This is a genomic window from Veillonellaceae bacterium, from assembly GCA_012523975.1.
Classification (GTDB): Bacteria; Bacillota; Negativicutes; order JAAYSF01; family JAAYSF01; genus JAAYSF01.
Genome location: JAAYSF010000004.1, coordinates 31,961 through 50,648 on the forward strand (window position 1 = coordinate 31,961; position 18,688 = coordinate 50,648).

15 protein-coding genes, 2 tRNA genes and 1 riboswitch are annotated in these 18,688 nt (G+C 42.6%); of the genes, 3 read left to right on the forward strand and 14 right to left on the reverse strand.

The genetic code is table 11. The features are described 5' to 3' along the window. Window positions 1-22 precede the first annotated feature (22 nt). The 5 genes from GX348_00605 to GX348_00625 form a co-directional block, all read right to left on the reverse strand. Complete coding sequence (locus GX348_00605) at window positions 23-919, reverse strand: HD domain-containing protein (GenBank protein ID NLP40699.1); 897 nt, start codon at window positions 917-919, stop codon at window positions 23-25. 1,099 nt (window positions 920-2,018) lie between these two features. Next, window positions 2,019-2,687 (reverse strand): P-II family nitrogen regulator, encoded by a 669-nt coding sequence (locus GX348_00610; protein ID NLP40700.1) that lies wholly within the window; start codon window positions 2,685-2,687, stop codon window positions 2,019-2,021. After that, complete coding sequence (locus GX348_00615; protein NLP40701.1) at window positions 2,677-4,167, reverse strand: DUF1538 domain-containing protein; 1,491 nt, start codon at window positions 4,165-4,167, stop codon at window positions 2,677-2,679. The genes GX348_00610 and GX348_00615 overlap by 11 nt, the downstream gene beginning before the upstream one ends. A gap of 265 nt (window positions 4,168-4,432) precedes the next feature. Further along, window positions 4,433-4,508: transfer RNA gene (locus GX348_00620), tRNA-Lys, on the reverse strand. A 5-nt stretch (window positions 4,509-4,513) separates the two neighbouring features. Beyond that, window positions 4,514-4,589 (reverse strand) — tRNA-Gln (locus GX348_00625). A gap of 146 nt (window positions 4,590-4,735) precedes the next feature. Between GX348_00625 and GX348_00630 the strand changes: the two genes are divergently transcribed. Next, window positions 4,736-5,335: a DUF3794 domain-containing protein gene (locus GX348_00630; GenBank protein NLP40702.1), complete on the forward strand. Its 600-nt coding sequence runs from the start codon at window positions 4,736-4,738 to the stop codon at window positions 5,333-5,335. Between the two features lie 447 nt (window positions 5,336-5,782). Here GX348_00630 and rarD read toward each other — a convergent pair whose 3' ends face one another. The 3 genes from rarD to GX348_00645 all read right to left on the reverse strand — a co-directional run bounded on the left by rarD (window position 5,783) and on the right by GX348_00645 (window position 9,379). Then, window positions 5,783-6,739 (reverse strand): EamA family transporter RarD, encoded by a 957-nt coding sequence (rarD, locus tag GX348_00635; protein NLP40703.1) that lies wholly within the window; start codon window positions 6,737-6,739, stop codon window positions 5,783-5,785. A gap of 107 nt (window positions 6,740-6,846) precedes the next feature. Beyond that, window positions 6,847-8,001: a GGDEF domain-containing protein gene (locus GX348_00640; GenBank protein ID NLP40704.1), complete on the reverse strand. Its 1,155-nt coding sequence runs from the start codon at window positions 7,999-8,001 to the stop codon at window positions 6,847-6,849. Between the two features lie 124 nt (window positions 8,002-8,125). Continuing rightward, on the reverse strand, window positions 8,126-9,379 hold the full coding sequence (locus tag GX348_00645) for a metallophosphoesterase family protein (GenBank protein ID NLP40705.1): 1,254 nt from the start codon (window positions 9,377-9,379) through the stop codon (window positions 8,126-8,128). 161 nt (window positions 9,380-9,540) lie between these two features. Further along, window positions 9,541-9,637: riboswitch (TPP riboswitch) on the forward strand. Window positions 9,638-9,711: 74 nt separating this feature from the next. On the opposite strand from GX348_00645, the gene thiC reads away from it, so the two are divergent. Together thiC and GX348_00655 are read left to right on the forward strand one after the other, a co-directional pair. Further along, entirely contained in the window at window positions 9,712-11,010 is a 1,299-nt protein-coding gene (gene thiC, locus GX348_00650; protein NLP40706.1) for a phosphomethylpyrimidine synthase ThiC, read from the forward strand. 64 nt (window positions 11,011-11,074) lie between these two features. Next, entirely contained in the window at window positions 11,075-11,509 is a 435-nt protein-coding gene (locus tag GX348_00655; protein ID NLP40707.1) for a hypothetical protein, read from the forward strand. Window positions 11,510-11,561: 52 nt separating this feature from the next. Here the strand turns inward: GX348_00655 and brnQ are convergent, their stop codons facing one another. From brnQ to GX348_00685, 6 genes are all read right to left on the reverse strand, one after another. Then, entirely contained in the window at window positions 11,562-12,917 is a 1,356-nt protein-coding gene (gene brnQ / locus GX348_00660) for a branched-chain amino acid transport system II carrier protein (GenBank protein ID NLP40708.1), read from the reverse strand. Window positions 12,918-13,049: 132 nt separating this feature from the next. After that, entirely contained in the window at window positions 13,050-14,264 is a 1,215-nt protein-coding gene (locus tag GX348_00665; protein ID NLP40709.1) for an FtsX-like permease family protein, read from the reverse strand. Further along, entirely contained in the window at window positions 14,265-14,948 is a 684-nt protein-coding gene (locus tag GX348_00670) for an ABC transporter ATP-binding protein (GenBank protein NLP40710.1), read from the reverse strand. Between the two features lie 32 nt (window positions 14,949-14,980). Continuing rightward, entirely contained in the window at window positions 14,981-16,075 is a 1,095-nt protein-coding gene (locus GX348_00675; GenBank protein NLP40711.1) for an efflux RND transporter periplasmic adaptor subunit, read from the reverse strand. A 22-nt stretch (window positions 16,076-16,097) separates the two neighbouring features. After that, a complete protein-coding gene (locus GX348_00680) occupies window positions 16,098-17,342 on the reverse strand; it encodes a TolC family protein (GenBank protein NLP40712.1) in 1,245 nt (414 codons plus the stop codon). Between the two features lie 127 nt (window positions 17,343-17,469). Further along, window positions 17,470-18,225 carry a sulfite exporter TauE/SafE family protein gene (locus GX348_00685; protein NLP40713.1) on the reverse strand — a complete coding sequence of 252 codons (756 nt, stop codon included), beginning with the start codon at window positions 18,223-18,225 and terminating at the stop codon, window positions 17,470-17,472. Window positions 18,226-18,688 lie beyond the last annotated feature (463 nt).

Below are 18,688 nucleotides of genomic sequence, written 5' to 3' on the forward strand. Positions count from 1 at the left end.
AAAAGTAACGCCCCTCTGTCAATTAACAATAGTTTACGTCACATTCTCCAAAATCCGTTTCTTTTTTAAAAAGTTCTTCAAAGAATTCTACTACACTAGGATGAAAGCTAATGCCCTTATCAAGCAATATTCGTTCAATAGCTTCATCAGGCGAAAGCGGATTCCTTTGAAAAATAGCACATGTCAATCTGTCAAATACGTTTGCTACACTAACAATACATGAATTAATGTGAATTTCGTTCTCCTTAATCCCGTTAGGATACCCGCCACCGACATACCTTTCATGGTGTTGTTGAGCTATTAAATATATCCCTGGGGGCAGTTTGTCCGAAACTAATACGTCTGCGCCAATTCTAGTATGCTGCTGATAAATAATATCCTGACTGTCGTTAATTGTGGAAGTAGCTGCTAATACAGATGGCGGAAATAGCATCTTTCCTACATCGTGAAGCAACGCGCCTATAGCAATCTCTTGTAATGCTTTATTGCTAAATTGCATTTTCTCTGCTATTGCAACAGATATTATGGCAACATTTATGGAATGAGCATATGTTGCTCTTTGTCCTTGTGAAAATGCTTTTATAATATTACTTAGAGAGAAATCGTTTTGCATCTCACGTAAAACATAGTTCAAATACTTAGACGCACTTTCTACACTTTCTATATCAAGTCTCTCCAATTTTTCATCTAACTTTTTCGGGAGCTCAAACGGAGAATCATTTAAATTCTCTTCCGAAGATTGTGCAGTACCTAGAGGATCTGCTGCCATACGGAAACAAATATTTCTATTCCTAAGTTTCAAAATAAGATTCGTTGTTAAAGGTGTACCTTCCGCCAATAATAATCTTCCAAATTTATCCGTTATATCATGGGTAACATACCCGAGAATATCTCCCTGACTTTTTTTATTTATAAACATAATCTTCCTCCTATAAGTTAGGCAATAACCTCAAAATTGTTTTAGGCCCTGCTTGCCTTGTTTTTTTAGGTGTTTTTCGAAGCCTATTGTCCCGACCTGCCTATCCACCATCCGAGCAATCAGTTCTACTAACTCTAGATAAAAACTGATTGCTCGCACATTCACAAATTTCAGTAATTGCTACACTTGCCACAATGGTCATCTCTATGCCTTGAATAATTTCAGTTGCAATGTTAGCCAGTCGGTTTTAATGATATTGTAGAAATGAGCCGTATGGGCTCAAAATGACATGCCAAATAAGCCACCCCGACCCCATCAAATCCTGTTATGCTTTGTTTACGAGACAAAAGCAACATGATGCTTCAGAGGTGATCGAGGTAGGTAAATATCAGTTTATTGGGGCATGCTTACGCAATAGATGGGCTTTCACAGTTTGTTACTCTACCGTATGGCTATATGTACGCCAATTAAAAAGTCGAAAGATTTAGCCCTCCCGATTTTGATCCAGATGAAGCGACTCAAGTAGAATGGTACTGCACTTAAATTATGGCTAGCGTAGTACTGTGATTCAGCTTTTAATATACGCTTATGCCATAGTGGGACCATATTAAAAGCCATAAAGGAATACCCTTTTATGCTAGTGACAAAAAAGGAACGTCCCCATTGTCACCAAAAAGGAACGTCCCCATTGTCACCAAAAAGGAACGTCCCCATTGTCACCATTGTCACTATTGTCGCCCATCACATGGCCCCAAATTTATCCTTTTTAGTAAACATATCTCTCACCTTCCTCGCTGTTTCTCATGCTATATTTTACCAAACGTTTAGTAATGAAACTGTGACATTAATTACCAAACTTGCTGTTTTAGATAGTTAAATCTTGATTGCTATTCGTGGCTTAGAACAAATTTTGAGTCGGTCCGTTTCGAGCAGCATAAGCTATTATTATAACATTGTCACTGTCATAGCGTCAAATTTGGTAAGCAAATGAAATAGCCCCGCTTTCGCGGGGCCTTATAAACAAGCTGTGGATTGGCGATTGATAAAAGATATTGATTAGCAAGCTTTGTCACAAACGTCATCTAAAAACAGATCAGACCTACTTATATATGCCGTAAGTTTTATTTACGTCCTGAATATAAATGATACCATTACCTGGCTCTTCAATTCTCAATTCTTTTCTTATTGAAGATACAATTGCCTCAGTCCTATCTACTTCTGAGAGAATAATGACAATTTCTTTCTCTGGTTCAATTTCCATTGAGAACACTTTGCTGGTTTCATGAATCCCCGAACCTCTGCCATTAATGATAGTGCCGCCTTTTGAACCTGCTTTGGTCGCAGCATCAATCACGTCTTCAGCTTTACCTTTATCGACAATTGTTGTTATAACATGATACATGTTGTTACCTACTCCTCTTTCATTTTTAATACTATCAGACTTATAGCTCCTCGTTCCAATTACAGAACAAATAGAAGTAGTAAATGCTATACCATGATTGGGTTTATTAAATTCAAACTGATCGTTTAGTTTTTCAAGTGCTTGATATGCTGTTTCTTTTGCTGCAACCATAAAGACAATCTCTTTTTTTACATCGGATAGGCCTAAGAAATCCAAAATCCGGTTGTTAACAGTACCCTTTCCTAAGGATACTGTTCCACCGGAAATACCGCATCGCTTAGCCGCTTTTATTAACTTGCTGCCCAAACCAAAGTTTACAATTGTACAAATCAACTCTATATCTGACGTTTGAGACTTATCCAGCATTGCTTTCTATACCTCCTTTTTTAGATTTTAGTTTAAAAATAAAACCTAAGACTTGTATAGCAATTATCGGTGTCATTGCAACCATTGCGATCATTCCAAATCCGTCAGCTAAAACGTTTGCGCCTTCTATTGCCTCAGCAACTCCTTGAGCGTACGCTAATATAAAAGTAGCCGTCATCGGTCCCGACGCGACCCCTCCTGAGTCAAATCCAACGCCAACAAATAGCTTCGGCACAAAAAAAGACATTGCTATAGAAATAAAGTAGCCCGGAAGCAGAAGTTGCCATAATTGAAGTTCTGGAATAAGGATTCTAATCATGGATAATGCGACAGCAGCTCCTACTCCTATACAGAGGGTAATCAAAACAGCTTTTCTTCTTACGTAACCGCTAGTAACGTCCTCTATCTGATGTGTTAATACATTAACGGCAGGTTCAGCAAGGATCGTAACTAAGCCTAGTATAAAACCTAAAAGGATAACATACATCTTGTTATCTAACGAAGCTATATTATATCCAACAGCACTTCCTACCTCCATAAAACCTGCATTGACACCTACTAAAAACATCACAAGTCCTACAAAGGTGAATAGTATACCGATTAAAATCTTTCGGACTGTTCTTTTCGACAATTTAAAAGTAATCTTCTGAAACACCAGAAATATAATTACAATAGGCAGCAGTGCCATAAACACTTCACCTGATATTATTGGAAGTTTATTAATAAATGGTCCCAATAATGAGGTTGATTTTATTTCTTGAGGAAGACTTCCTGTAATTTTATCAGTTTTAGAAATTATACTCATAAGCATAACCGAAATAATTGGTCCTGTAGAAGCAATAGCAACTAATCCAAAGCTATCTTTTTCGGAAGATTTACTATCCTTTTTTAACTTAGAAACGCCCGTTGCAAGAGCAAGAATAAACGGAACAGTCAACGCCCCGGTAGTCGCTCCTGAGGCATCAAAAGATATTGCCAAGAACTCTGGAGATGCTAATAGCGCAATTAAAAAAATTATAATATATAGAATCGCTAGTAATTTGTATAGCGGGAAATTATAAACGATCCTAATAAGACCTATAGCAAGCATTATCGCAATACCAATTGATACTATAACAACAATGCTCCCCTTTGTAATCATGCCCGATGTAACAGCGTCTACCTGCCCGGCCAAAATATGAAGGTCCGGTTCAGCAACTGATATGAAAAAACCGAGAAATAGCCCAGCGACAGCAACTATCCACAATTTATTGGTTCTTGCAATTGCCGAACCCAGGGTATTGCCAATCGGTGTAATTCCAATGTCTACACCAATTAAAAAAGTTGTTAATCCAATAATAATCAGCACTGCCCCAATAAGAAATCTAATAATTAATGGAGTTTCAATTGTCATTAGTGTAAAATTTAGTATCAATACTATTACCGTAATCGGGAGAACCGAATATAAAACCTCTTTAAATTTTAATATAGCTTCACTCAAATATTACCATCCTTTCATAACCAAGCTACTGTTTGATTTTTATAGCTTCTTTCAGTAAATCACTTATATCCACATTTATTCACTCCTCACATTTACTGCGTTATAAAGCATGTTGCTACTTAATTGTAAACGTATATTATTTCCTGAGTCAATAAAAACAAATCGAGCAAGAGTACTCCTAGTCCTTATACTCCCTCTTATATTTCGGGCAACTCCTTGTGATATAACAAAAAGGCTTCCGATTTCTCGGAAGCCTTTTTTCTTCTGGTGACCCACGTAGGAATCGAACCTACAACCTACTGATTAAGAGTCAGTTGCTCTGCCAATTGAGCTAGTGAGTCATATATGGCTGGGGCGCTAGGACTCGAACCTAGGAATGCGGGAGTCAGAGTCCCGTGCCTTACCAACTTGGCGACGCCCCAATAATTTACATATCATCTTGCACTTTCATAGATGACTTTTATATTATAACTCTATCTTTCTAAACATGCAAGTACATGACCAATAATTTGCACCTTTGTTATGACCTGCGGCATATTATGGAGCAAACCGCATAGGAGGGAGTAACATGGATCAAGATCAAACCCGCCCTTGGGTATACAAAGGGAATTGCCACCCTCCCGGCCCGACCCCCATGATTGTTCATCAGATCATCGGTCACGGGGAGGAACAGGAATCATGCAACCACCGAATGTGCGTGCCGCGGAGAAAGCCATCGATAGAACAAATCGTTGATGTTTTTGTTAAGAAGGTCAAAATACATTCAGTTCATGTTGTTACTGATAAAGTAATCGTTCGTGGCAGCTATGAAATTAAAGCCCTTTATGTTGCCTGTGTTCCCACTCAGCCCGTCCACGCCGTTGAAATGCGACGCGTGCCATTTTCAGCAAGCATTTGTATTCCTGGCGCTCGCTGCGGCATGGACGCTGATGCTACTGTCAACGTAGAGTTTGTAGACTATGATTGCGACAAACGGACTCGCGCTTACTGGCATAAGCATTATGACGACTGCGACTATGACGAAACGGTGAAATACAAAAAACCCAAAAGATGCACTCGCTGTTTTAATGTTTCAATAGTTCTTTGCGTCCGCGCCAAAGTTATGACTTGCCGGGAGATTCTCGTCGGTTCTTATGCTCCAAAACTCCCCTATAAACCGAAAGGATAGTAATTACTTTTTTCATTTCTCACTCATTAATAAGCACCATGCAGTAGCAACATTCCCACTTATAGCATAGTCTATACTATCCAATAACTCAAAAGATCATCTGCTGGAAGGAGGTAATTTATATGGGTTTTGGTGGTTGCGGTCACGGAAATAATGGCTGGATTTGGATTATCATCATTATTATTCTGCTGTTCTGTTTCTGTGGAAACGATTGTTCCGAAAGCTGCTAGTACTTAAGCTGCGTACATGACTGCCTGGCGGATTTTACTCCGGTTTAAGGCTGCCCGCCCTTTAACCGGGGCTGTGGTTAAACTCAGATTCATAGTTACCACAGCCCCGCTTAGGCATGCTTATATATAACTTCACCAGGATTTATTAATCCTGGCAAAAAAAATATAGTCCGTACCACCTGTGTGATACGGACTATATTTTTTATTTAGTAATAATTCAGATTTCATTTTTTGCAGCAATCGCTCCCTTTTTAAGCAGCTTTCTGATATAAGTCTCGGCCGCAATAAAGGGACAAGTTCGCGATAGTGAAAATATCGTCAGCGCTACCCATATTAAACCAAACGACACCATATGCACTTTAGTAAAGGGCTCATGATAAGCGAATACGCCAATTAGGAGCACAATAGTAGGCGATAGATACTGGGTAAAGCCAAGGATGGTCAACGAGAGCCTCCTTGCACCGCTGGCAAAGAGGATAAGCGGTACTGCTGTGACAACGCCGGCACCTGCTAATAGTCCGGCAGTCGTCCAGTCGGCAGTGAAGGAACCATGTCCCTGCTGCTCTAGGAAACAGATATAGATAATCGCGATGGGAGTAACCAAGAGCGTTTCTATCGTGATGCTGGTTATTGCGCCAATATTCACTACCTTTTTGCATAAGCCATATAGACCAAAAGTAATAGCAAGGACTAATGCTACCCACGGGACAGAGCCGAAGTTAAGTCCCATATTGAGCACACCGGCGCCGGCAATGATGCACGATAATGCTTGCCAGAAGGATAGCTTTTCTTTTAGAAATATGATGCCCAACAAAACACTTATTAAGGGATTAATATAATAGCCAAAGCTTGTTTCGACTATTCGGTTATCGTTAACTGCCCAAATATAGGTCAGCCAGTTGATGCTTATTATGAGTGAGGCTGCTATCATTCCAGCCCGTCTTTTGGGGTTAGCCATCAAAATCCGCCAGTCATCGCGCAATAAATTAAACTTCTTTGTCAATCCTACGATAGCCGCCATTAAGATAAATGACCATAGTATCCGATGCGCCAAAATTTCATGGGCGGGTACATCTAGCAACTTCCAATAAAGCGGTAAAATACCCCAAAGGATATATGCTAAAGCAGCTGCCGCAACACCTTTTAAATGGTCACTAGCTTGCGAGTTGTGCACAAGATCACCTCAGTAAGTAAATAACCTCATTATAAGTGCTTTTACAAATATGCGCAATAACCAAATCTATCCAAAAAATCAAGCGCTGCCGATAGCAGCGCCGATATCTATCCATATTGAATTACTTTGTTTCTGCCGGTTCTTTTCGCCTGGAACAAGGCTTCATCAGCCATTCTCATTAATTTTGCCATATCAGTTATATCAGCGGGAATGATAGTAGCTGCACCAATACTGACAGTATAATGCGGCAGCGTTTGTTTATTCGTAAACTCCGGCACCAAACCTCCCTTAATCCTTTTAGCAACCGTTGCAGCCTCTTGATCATTTGTATTGGGACAAAAAACAATAAACTCCTCGCCGCCATACCTCCCGAAAACAGCCTCGCTACGCAGCAGCGCAGCAGTTTTTTGGCTGAAGTTTACCAATACTTCATCACCTACGAAATGACCATATTTATCATTGACAGCTTTAAAATGATCTAAATCAATCATTAGTACTGAAATCGGCTTGCGTTGACGAATCATCAACGAAAACAGCTTTTTAGCCAGATGCATAGCATGTCCACGGTTATATATGCCAGTTAAAAAATCACGTGTCGCTGCCTGTTGGAGTTTTAATTCAAGTGCCTCCCGGCTCATTAACAAAAAGGCCATTGTACTCACTAACATATATCCATATGCCATGAGATAAGTCAAAGTCTCCCCCGGATTTTCGTTAAAAATCGGGTAACCCGCTTTATTAGCTAACGCATCCATAGCACTTAAGCCGCACATTATTGAAAAGGCGATAAAGAAACCACCGGTTATCCGCCGCAGTTTGGTCTCATTATTGTAGAATATCAGGCCAACGGCAACAGCCAACATTACAAGAGCGGCTATCATGGATATGACGGCACTTCTGACAGCTATATCAGCCCCGGCAAAATAAATCAGGGTAAAACCGGCAACTAAAGCCAGTGAAATTCTTATCCAACCCCTGGCGGCACTGTAACGCGGGCGTATTCCTACATATATAAGACAGAAGGTCTCTAGCATGATACCTACAATTATAAACCCGTTTCCAGCAATAACCGAGATAATCTCAGGCATAACTCCCTGCATTAGGACTAAGGAAATACCCAAGCCTTGCAGGAGCTTACCGTAGGAATATCGCTTAAATATACCGTCACTTTGGGTAACCCTGCCGAAGACCATAAGCATCACAAACATTATGAAATTGCCTAAGCATAACATCATGTACATTGTATGCGCATCTGACAGCACTATGTCACCCCATATAACTGATAACTTGTAAATGGTATATACTATATATACTACCAAAATGTTCCACAAAAAAGAAGTATAAAATAAAAAATATTTTGCAAGACAGCAAAATATTTTCGAAATTTTACTTACTTATAACCCATTCATCAATCAGAACACCACTTTGCTTAAATACCTTAGCCTGTAAGGTGCTGCCGTTGACCTCAACCGTAATATAATTAGGCTCATCTACTGGATTATGAAAAACCTTATTATACTCTTTCGCGATGGCACTCTTATACGTTTTAGTCCCGCTGCGGCCGCTTGCGATATAAATTGTTCCCATACTTGGATCTCCGAACATTACCCCGCCCCGGAGCGGATAACTACGGGCATAGACATGATCATGACCGGAAAACACGATATCGACTTTATACTTATCAATTAGCGGGATAAAGGCTTCCCTTAAATCCGTATCACTGTCCTGCGGCCGGTTATGATATAAAGGCCGGTGAATAAGTAGAATTTTCCACAACTTGTCGGAAGCTTTTAAATCATTATCAAGCCAATTCTTTTGCTTTTCTAACATATCCGGCGCAAATTCCCGTTCTTCGCCAATTTGACTGTCAAGCACGCTAAAGTGAATATTCCCGTACTCAAATGAATATACCTGACCCTCAAGACCCTCCGGACCATTTGCCGGTACTTTCAACTGAGCCGTAAAGAACGTCGGCATTGAAAAAATTCTCTCCGGCGTATAAGTTTCGTGATTACCTACGACCGGTACGACTGGGATAGTATCGATTACACCCCGACTGGCGTTTAACCATGCATTCCATTCACTATATTTCTGCCCAACATCAACTAAATCACCTACATTAATAAAAAATGCCGCATCGCGGTTGGCCTGATATGCACTGTGAAGTGTGCTGCGCCACTTTGAATAGCTGATACTTTGGGAATCACCGAAGACAAGAAACTTAAAGGATTGAGCCTTATTAGCAGCAGTAGTAAAATAATATTGCCTACTCCAGTATTGACCGTCGCCGACGCGATATACATAGCGAGTTCCCGCCTTAAGGCCTTTCAATGTAGCCGAGTGAATGCTCATTTTTCCCGCATCAGTTGCTAAACCTTGGACATGTGCGGTAACTACTAGCGCTCCTTGCGGAAAAACCCTATCATTAATGGCTTCATCATATTGAACTAATCCCGGTGTTGGTGAGCACTCGGTTCGCCAAGTAATAGTCTGGGTATTCTGCGGATTATCTGTCCAAGTTAAGGTAACATGATCAGGCTCAGCGCTCACTTCTAACGGGGTCAGAAAAACTGCAGCCAGTACGACAATAAATACGAAAACCGTCAAAATTAACTTAGAGGATTTTGGAAAAGCAATCAACTTTACACCTCATTTATAAGCTTTTTCAGCAATTCGGAAATATTTTTATAAGACTGATATTGGCTATATAGTTAGTATTTTACCATGAATAACTTTACTTGCCCATTTTTGACTTTACACATTACTTGAGTAGATGTAAAATTAGGATAGAATAATAATATTGGGATAGCTAGGGGTGCCAATGGCTGAGAGGAGATTACTCCAACCCTCGAACCTGAAGTGGTTAGAACCACCGTAGGAAAGCTTCGCTTAACTTAAGCTTACTTACGGGTAGGCTTTTTTGTTTTGGAACTTTCTGCTGCTGCCTAGTTATCGAAAGTGAGGATGGACCTATGTACACAACTCAAATGGATGCTGCAAAGAAGGGCATAATCACAAATCAAATGCGCGTCGTAGCCGAAAAGGAAAAAATCGAACCTGAAACTTTGCGTAACCTAGTCGCTGAAGGTAAAGTTGCCATACCGGCAAATATAAATCACACCAACCTTAGCCCTGAAGGCATCGGGCAAGGACTTCGCACCAAAATCAATGTTAATCTCGGTGTTTCAAAAGACTGCAATGATGTCGAATTAGAGATGAAAAAGGCTGCAAAGGCAATCGAACTAAAAGCTGAGGCCATTATGGATCTTAGCTGCTTCGGTAAGACTGAGGATTTCCGGCGCAAGCTGGTTGCTTTTTCCCCTGCTATGATTGGAACTGTTCCGATGTATGACGCTGTAGGAATGCTTGATAAGGATTTGAAAGACATTACCGTGGATGAGTTCTTCTCGGTTGTTGAAAAACATGCTCAAGACGGCGTAGACTTTATGACAATTCACTGCGGCATGAATCGTGCAACTGCCGAACGGGTTAAACGAAATAAGCGCCTTACTAACATTGTTTCACGGGGCGGTTCATTGCTTTTTGCCTGGATGGAACTTAATAATCAGGAGAATCCGTTCTACGAACACTTCGACAGACTGCTTGATATTTGCGAGAAATACGATGTAACTTTAAGTCTGGGCGACGCCTGCCGTCCCGGCTCGATTAATGACTCTACTGATGCCGCCCAAATCGAAGAACTGATTACCCTTGGCGAGCTGACCAAAAGAGCTTGGGCCCGAAATGTCCAAGTTATGATCGAGGGTCCCGGCCACATGGCATTAAATGAAATAGCCGCAAACATGCTCTTAGAGAAAAAACTCTGCCACGGCGCACCATTTTATGTTTTAGGGCCAATTGTTACCGATGTCGCGCCAGGCTACGATCATATAACCAGTGCAATCGGCGGGGCGATAGCCGCAGCAAGCGGAGCTGACTTCCTTTGCTATGTAACACCGGCTGAACACCTCCGGCTGCCGGACTTGGATGATATGAAGGAAGGTATAATCGCAGCGCGAATCGCCGCCCATGCCGCCGATATTGCCAAAGGCATCCCGGGAGCACGGGAATGGGATAATCAAATGAGCCAAGCCCGGGCTGACGTCAATTTCCCGCGGATGATCGAATTAGCAATCGACCCAGAGAAGGCCAGAAGATATCGGGAATCCTCCCGTCCGGAATGCGATGACACCTGTACCATGTGTGGTAAAATGTGCCCGATGAAAAATATGAAGAAAATCTTAAACGGTGAGGATTTAAGTATAATCTAAATTCAAGCCTTGCACCTCTCCCGACTACTCAACATATTATGAAAATACGTTAAGTGGAAGGGAGATGGTAAAATTTAATCCGGCGAAGCTTACGATAACCTATAAAGGAGTCACTGACGACGGGCCAATTTGCCCCAGACATTACACTCTGACCCGCTCTGAGACTCAAGATGATTTATTTCTGACGATAGATTCAAACCCACTGCTGGCGGAAGTTTCAGCTGCGTGGGATGACAGCGGGGGAACCTACTCACTTATTGTTCGCGCCCGCGTAGACAGTATCCATGACCGAAAGACAGAAGTGCAGCAGCGTTATGATGATTTAAACCGACAGCTTCCCTTGGTACTCGAGGCAATTCGTTATGGCGACAGCAAGTTTTTTAATAACCATGCTGAATTAGATTACGCACCCATCTTTGTCCACTTTATTTCTGTCTACCCCGAGTTTGGAGCAGTGAAGTATTTCGGCCAGCCGCTAGACTATTTATTTATACATTAAATTCAAAAGAGCCATTACCGTTAAATAGGTAATGGCTCTTTATTGTACTTCATTAGACAGATTCAGGCTCTTCTGCCGGGCTCGATCCAGTGGTGACTAGCGATATAATATAACCAAGCACAGCGCCAACGATGGCCGGAACAACCCAACCCATGCTAGCATCAAAGAACGGCAGATACTTGCTTAGCAGCGAGTTAACGGCGCTTATTGAAATACCCGCCGCGTTCAGACCGTCAACAACGCTCAAGATAACGGTAAAGAACATACTGCCGCGATATACCGCCGAACGTCCGCCAAACAAAGGCTCAAGGAAGGACAGCAAGATCAGGACAATTACCATCGGATAGATGGTTACTAAGACTGGTACCGAGAAAGAAATTAGCTGGGTTAAGCCAACATTTGAAACTACAAAACTGAAGAAGGAGAAAATAAAGACTAGCTTCTTATATGACAAACGCGGAAAGTACTGACTGAAGAAGGCTGCACAAGAAGAAACTAAACCGATACTGGTAGTAAGGCAGGCAAATACAATCGACAGGCCTAACACCACATTGCCAAGCGAACCGTAATAAACATTGGCTACTTTAGATAATATCACGCCGCCGTTAGAAGCTTGACCGATTGCCGCTACGCCGGTAGCGCCAAGATACGCCAGCGAAACATATATTAAAGCCAGACAGCTGACTGCAATCAGACCAGCGACAGTGCAAACTTTAGTAATCCGCTTAGGGTCGGTTACACCCTTGTCCTTTATTGAGTTAATAACGATAATGCCAAAAACCATTGAGGCCAGAGTATCCATTGTAAGATATCCCTCACGGAAGCCCTTTAACAGCGCACTGTTAGCATATTCACCAGTCGGCGCCTGCAGCATGCCGAGCGGGTTAGTGAAGGCTTTTATTACCAACAGAAACAGTACTATCAGCAGAGCCGGAGTAAGAATCTTACCAACCCTGTCAACGATTTTGCTTGGATTGAGCGCTAACCAGCAAGTTGCCACAAAAAAGAGTGCTGTGTAGATAAACAAACCCAGACCGCCAGTAGCGACATCACCGCTAAGAAACGGTCTGATACCTACCTCGTAAGAAACTGCACCTGTACGGGGAATCGCAAACAACGGGCCGATTGTCAGGTAAGTGCTGATGGTCAGAATGGCTGCAAATAACGGATGCACCTTTTTCGCCAATACCTGAGAATCATTGCTGCCCGAAAAACCGATTGCCAATACACCCAGTAACGGCAAGCCGACTCCGGTCAGCAAAAAGCCGGTTATTGCCGGCCATAAATTTGTACCAGCATCTTGACCTAATGCCGGCGGAAATATCAAGTTGCCGGCTCCAAAGAACAATGAGAACAACATTAAGCCTATTGCTAAAGTATCTCTAAAAGATATTTGCTTTGAGCTCATTAGATAACCCTCCTAGTAGTGCAAAATTTACATATTTACATTCATATAAATATCTTGTCCTTTTATTTTAGATGGTTGTCCACCAAAATGCAATAGGCATTTACAGCTTTACACAAGGTTATTTATTCCGGATTATTCATACCGCAAGGCGTCAATCGGGTTTAAAAGCGCAGCTTTCCGCGCCGGATAGAGCCCGAAGAATAGGCCGATACCGACTGAAAATCCAAACGCTACAATAATTGGCATCGCAGTAATCACCGTATTTAGGCCGGCGAAGGATGAAATTGCGAATGAAATGCCCACGCCTAGAGCAATGCCCATAACGCCGCCGATGACCCCAATTACAACAGCCTCGATGAGAAATTGCAGTAAAATATCAGCATAGCGCGCCCCTAATGCTTTACGGATACCAATCTCACGCGTTCGCTCGGTTACAGACACAAGCATAATATTCATTATGCCAATACCGCCAACAAGCAACGAAATGCCTGCGATAGCGCCTAGCAGCATGGTAATACTGGCTGTTGCTTCCTGCGCAGTCTCCATTACGCTGGCAAGATTTCTAACGGTAAAATCATCCTCCTTGTCAGCAGTAATGCGATGCCGGGAACGCAGCAAGTTGGTTATATCATTTTGGACTTGATTGATGACCTCGGAATCTGCAGCTTGTATGCTGATTGTTTGCACATGGGTAATACCCATCATTCGCTCTTGAGCCGTGGTGAGCGGAACTATTATAATATCATCCTGATCCTGCCCTCCGGCCGATTGGCCCTTACTCTCGAGCACACCAATAATCGTAAAGGGGGCATTATTAATTCGCACACTTCTCCCTATCGGATTCTCATCAGTAAATAAATTGGCGGCAACGGTTGCGCCAATTACGGCTACTCTGTTTCTGCTGTCCACATCTTCATTACTGATAAAACCGCCGCTTTGAACGCTTAGATTGCGGACCTCCATATATTCAGGCGTCGTACCTTGAACACTTGAGGTCCAGTTCATATTCCCGGCCACAATTTGATACTGTTTACCAACACTGGGCGCTACAGCACTGACGCCGGAAACTTCCCGAGCAATGGCTTGCGCATCCTTGAGCGTCAAGGTAGTGTTGGTACCAGCTGCCTGTCGTACTCCAGACGAAGACGCTGCTCCCGGCGTTACGATAATCAAGTTGCTGCCCAGACTGGCAATTGAAGTCTGGACCTTGTCCCGAACCCCCATACCAATTGAAACCATAGCTATAACAGCGGCAACGCCGATAATGATCCCCAGCATGGTAAGAATTGACCGCAGTTTGTTGGAGACTAAGGCATTCAAGGCTATTTTTACACTTTCCCAGAACACTTAATCATCCCCTTCTGTATCCCGAACAATAAGTCCGTCCCGGACATGAATAACTCTTTTTGCATGGGCGGCAATATCAGGTTCGTGGGTAACCAGAATGATTGTCCGGCCATAGGAGTTTAGAGTACCGAATATCTCCATAACCTCATCACCCGACTTGGTATCAAGCGCACCGGTAGGTTCGTCAGCCATCAAAATAGTCGGCTCATTGACTAGTGCCCTGGCAATGGCTACTCTTTGGCGCTGACCGCCAGACAATTCATTAGGTAAATGTTCCATCCGTTTAGCCAGGCCAACAGCCGTTAATGCCTCGGCTGCCCGTATTTTCCGTTCCTTTGCATCAACCCCGGCATAAACAAGCGGCAGCGCTACATTGTCAAGGGCGCTAAGCCGCGGCAGTAAATTAAAATTCTGAAAAACAAAGCCAATCTGCTTATTGCGGGTAATAGCCAATTCGTCATCAGTAAGCGCCGACACTTCACGACCATTAAGCTTATAGGAACCGCTTGTCGGGCGGTCCAGGCAGCCTAGGATATTCATTAAGGTTGATTTGCCCGAACCGGAAGGACCCATAATCGCAGTAAATTCACCGGCGCGAATATCAAGACTGACGCCGGCCAAAGCAGCAACCGACGTATCTCCCATTTGATAGATTTTTTTTATGTCAGATAATGCGATTGTCATTTAATAACCTCCTTTCAACCATGACTGTCGGTTTAGAACATTCCGCGCGTTCTCATACCGCCGCCTCTCTGATTACTTGTTGGGGTCTGGGTCTTTACTTGGGCTATAACTACCTTATCACCGTCATTTAGGCCGCTAGTGATTTCGACCCGTTGTTCTCCGGTGATGCCGGTAGTAATCGGAACATTTCTAGTCTGGCCGTTCTGACCCTCCACAACGACATACTTACCGGTCTTATCGGTTCGTACTGCCGCAAGCGGCACTGTTAAAGCACCTTTACGCTCACTGATAGTAATAGATACCCGGGCAACCATGCCGGGATTAAGCTTATTCTCAGCGTTGTCAACATCTATTGTTACCTCATAATAAGTAACATTCTGTTCAACAACCGGTTTCCGTGAAATAATTGTTACCTTACCGGTAAATTCCTTACCAGGGTATGCATCGACAGTAAATTTCACTTGTTGTCCGAGTGCAATTTTACCAATATCAGTTTGGTCAACTTTGGCACTAATCTGCATTTTGGACATGTCGGCCACTGTCAAAATGACTGTAGGATTATTTACGCCCTGGGCAACCATCTCACCCGCTGAGAGCGGTTTGCCAATTACAGTGCCATCAATCGGTGAAATAATAACTGTCTCATTCAATTTAGACATCACTTCATCGTAGTTTGCCTGAGCGATGTTATAGTCCATGCGGGCATTATCGAGTTCCTCATCAGATGCCCCGCCAATTCTATTCAGTCTAACAGTCCGTTCTTTTTTTACAGCCGCGTTTTGCAGGCGTTCTTTCGCTTGGGTAACTTGAGCCTGTAAACCACTGTCTTCTAAAATAACCAATACCTGGCCAGCTGCGACCTGCTCATTCTCCTTAACCTTAACCTCTTTAATCTGTGCCGTTATCTTAGAGCTTATATCAACATTATTTACCGGCTCAATGGTACCGGTCGCTGAAACTACTGCTGAAATATCGCGACGTTCTGCCGCAATCACCTGCCGCGGCGCTTCTGACGAGGTTTTGCCAGTACTCTGATAGTAGAAAAAGCCACCAACAACCACTACCAAGCCAACTAACCCAAACAGCAATTTTTTATTGCTATTTAGTTTAAGCAATAAACTTTTCATTGAAATAACCTCCCGCCGTTCACTATTTTACCCCGGTCGCTTTATCAAGCTTAGCTTTATTTACGTTGTAGTCATATAGGGCCTGAATATGATTGGTTTTGGCTTGCGTTAAGGCAAGCTGCGCGTCAATCAAGTCTAAATTGGTACCGACACCGGCTTTATATCTTTCTTGGGCAATATAGAGATCTTCGTTGGCCTTATTGACTGTAACTTCTGTTGTCTCCAGGCGTTTTTCAGCTTCCTTCATACCGAGATAACTTTCCCGGACTTCCTGCTCAACAACGTCTTGAGTCTGTTCCGCCTGAAGTTTAACTTTATCCAGCGAAGCCTTCGCTTGATTAGTCTGCGCCTTTGTCACCCCAGCATCAAACACATTCCAGCTGGCCGATAATCCAACTGACCAGTCATTGCTGCTATCGGGCAGCAAGCTGTCGTTCCATCCGGTCGAGGCCGACATCGAAATTGACGGGAGTTTGCCGCTTTTGGCAGCTTTGATTCCTTGTTCAGCGCTTTCGATACTAATTTTAGCCTTGGCAATTTCCGGCCGGTTTTGCTTGGCTTGATCAATTGCGTCGGCCAACGTTCTCTGATCGGCCTGATATGCCAGTTCTCCATCCAGATTAAGTTCTGTATCAGCATCAATATTTATGGTATTAAGCAGCTCAGTTACTGCTAGTTCATATTGGTTCTGGGCTTTTATTAGATTCTGCTTGGCGTTAGCCAATTCTACTTCCGAACGTAAGAGGTCAACCTTGGCAACAACCCCGGCATCATATTTTGCTTGAACAATGTTCAAATGAGCCGTTAGATTGTTAACCGTCTGTTCATTAACCTCCACCATATTCTTAGCCTCTAGAACGTTATAGTAATCAGTTGTTGTATCAAGGATGACCTGCTGTTTAGTTTTTTCAAGATCGAGATCAGCCCCGACTACCCCCAGTTCAGCCTGGTTAATCTTAGCGTCCGTTCGGCCCCCACTATAAACCTGCCAGTTCATGCGCAGGCTATTGCTGTTCTGGCCGCCATTTTGGAAATTGTAGTTGCTGCCCAGCGATACTGTCGGCATTCGGCCGGCCTTAGCCTCACTAACACCCCACTCTGACTGTTCTTTATCTTTGCCTACTATTTGAATTGACGGATTGTTTTGTAAAGCCAGGTTAATGCTTTCCTGCAAAGATAAACTCATCGGCGCTGCAAAGGAGAGTGTATTTTGTAACAGAATTAGCCCGGCGCTGATTGCAGCCGCTGTAACCCGTAACTTTTTCATTATTTAGCCGCCTCCCTAGTTTCTTTTGATAGCTTAATTATGAGAGAAAAGTTTTAGATTCTTTTTAGAACAATTAAAACTGAGCAATTTTCGCCCAGTTTCTATCAAAGCACTATGTTTTTACAGTTCAATTACGCAATAACATGTGCAGCGCCGTATATATAAGAATTCCGTTTGTCAGTAGCACAAACCGCTGCTGATTTATCCAAAAAAACAGCCGATGCCCCAAGGCAACTCCGGCTGCTGCGCATGGCAGCAATAGCAGCGAGTTTAGCACAACCTTACTCTCAATCCCCACTGTCGCCAGTTGAGCCAGAATGCTGGCGATATATACAAAGATAAAAAAAGTCAGCGTTGTACTCCTGACTACCGCTTTAGCCGTATTAGCTACGCTAAAATACACAGCTAACGGCACTCCGGGCATTCCGATGCCCGCTGTAAGCGCACCAGCCCCTAATCCTACCAACAATTCAGTTAACTTGCGGGGAGGCCTATTGGCGTCTTCAACTGATGAACCTGTAGAATGGCGGTTTTGATATAAACATAGACATGAAAATAGCGCCAGCCCCAGAATCACAATACTTACTGTAGTCTTAAGAAGTGTCATGCTTATCATCGAGAAAAAGACCAGCCCCGCCGGCACACCTAGCAAGCTCCCTGCTGCAAACCTGCGAAGCATGTCATAGTCACAATGCTTAATTATTTTAGGCACCAACAAGGCGGCAATAAAAAGTGAAACTAGAATGCTGATTTGGATACAATCCCGAGAGTTGTAAACCATCAACAATAAAGGCGTTGCCACAATTGCAAAGCCAAAACCTGTCATCGCCTGCAGCATCGAGGCAAAAAATACGATAATACCGGCCAGCATTCCTTCCTGCATGAATACACTCCTATAAACGCAAATTATTTCACTAATATATTTACGAAACTCGCTTCAAAACCTTCTTTGCTAAAAAAAATAGCCCTCTAAGGGCTTAGTTAATATGTAATAACATTTTAAAAATAACAAACTACGCGATTGCCAACTTTTGATACTATGACAGCTGCAACTAAGATTCCCATTAGAGCTCTCACATTTTTCACCTCAAGTACAGTTTATCATTTATTCAAGGTGTAAATATACAGTTAAATATTTCCTATTTGGCATGCAAAATTATGTGAAAAGTGGTTAAAATATCAAGATATTCTAATTAAATTCAAAAACATATAAATTATAATTTAGAAAACAAGGAGGCGATAGCAATGACAGAGATCCTTGATATCGGTCTTAAGGCAATTTGTTTATTACTTGCCGCAGGATACGTGTTTTTCTTATACCGGGTAAATAAACTTTTGGATCTTAA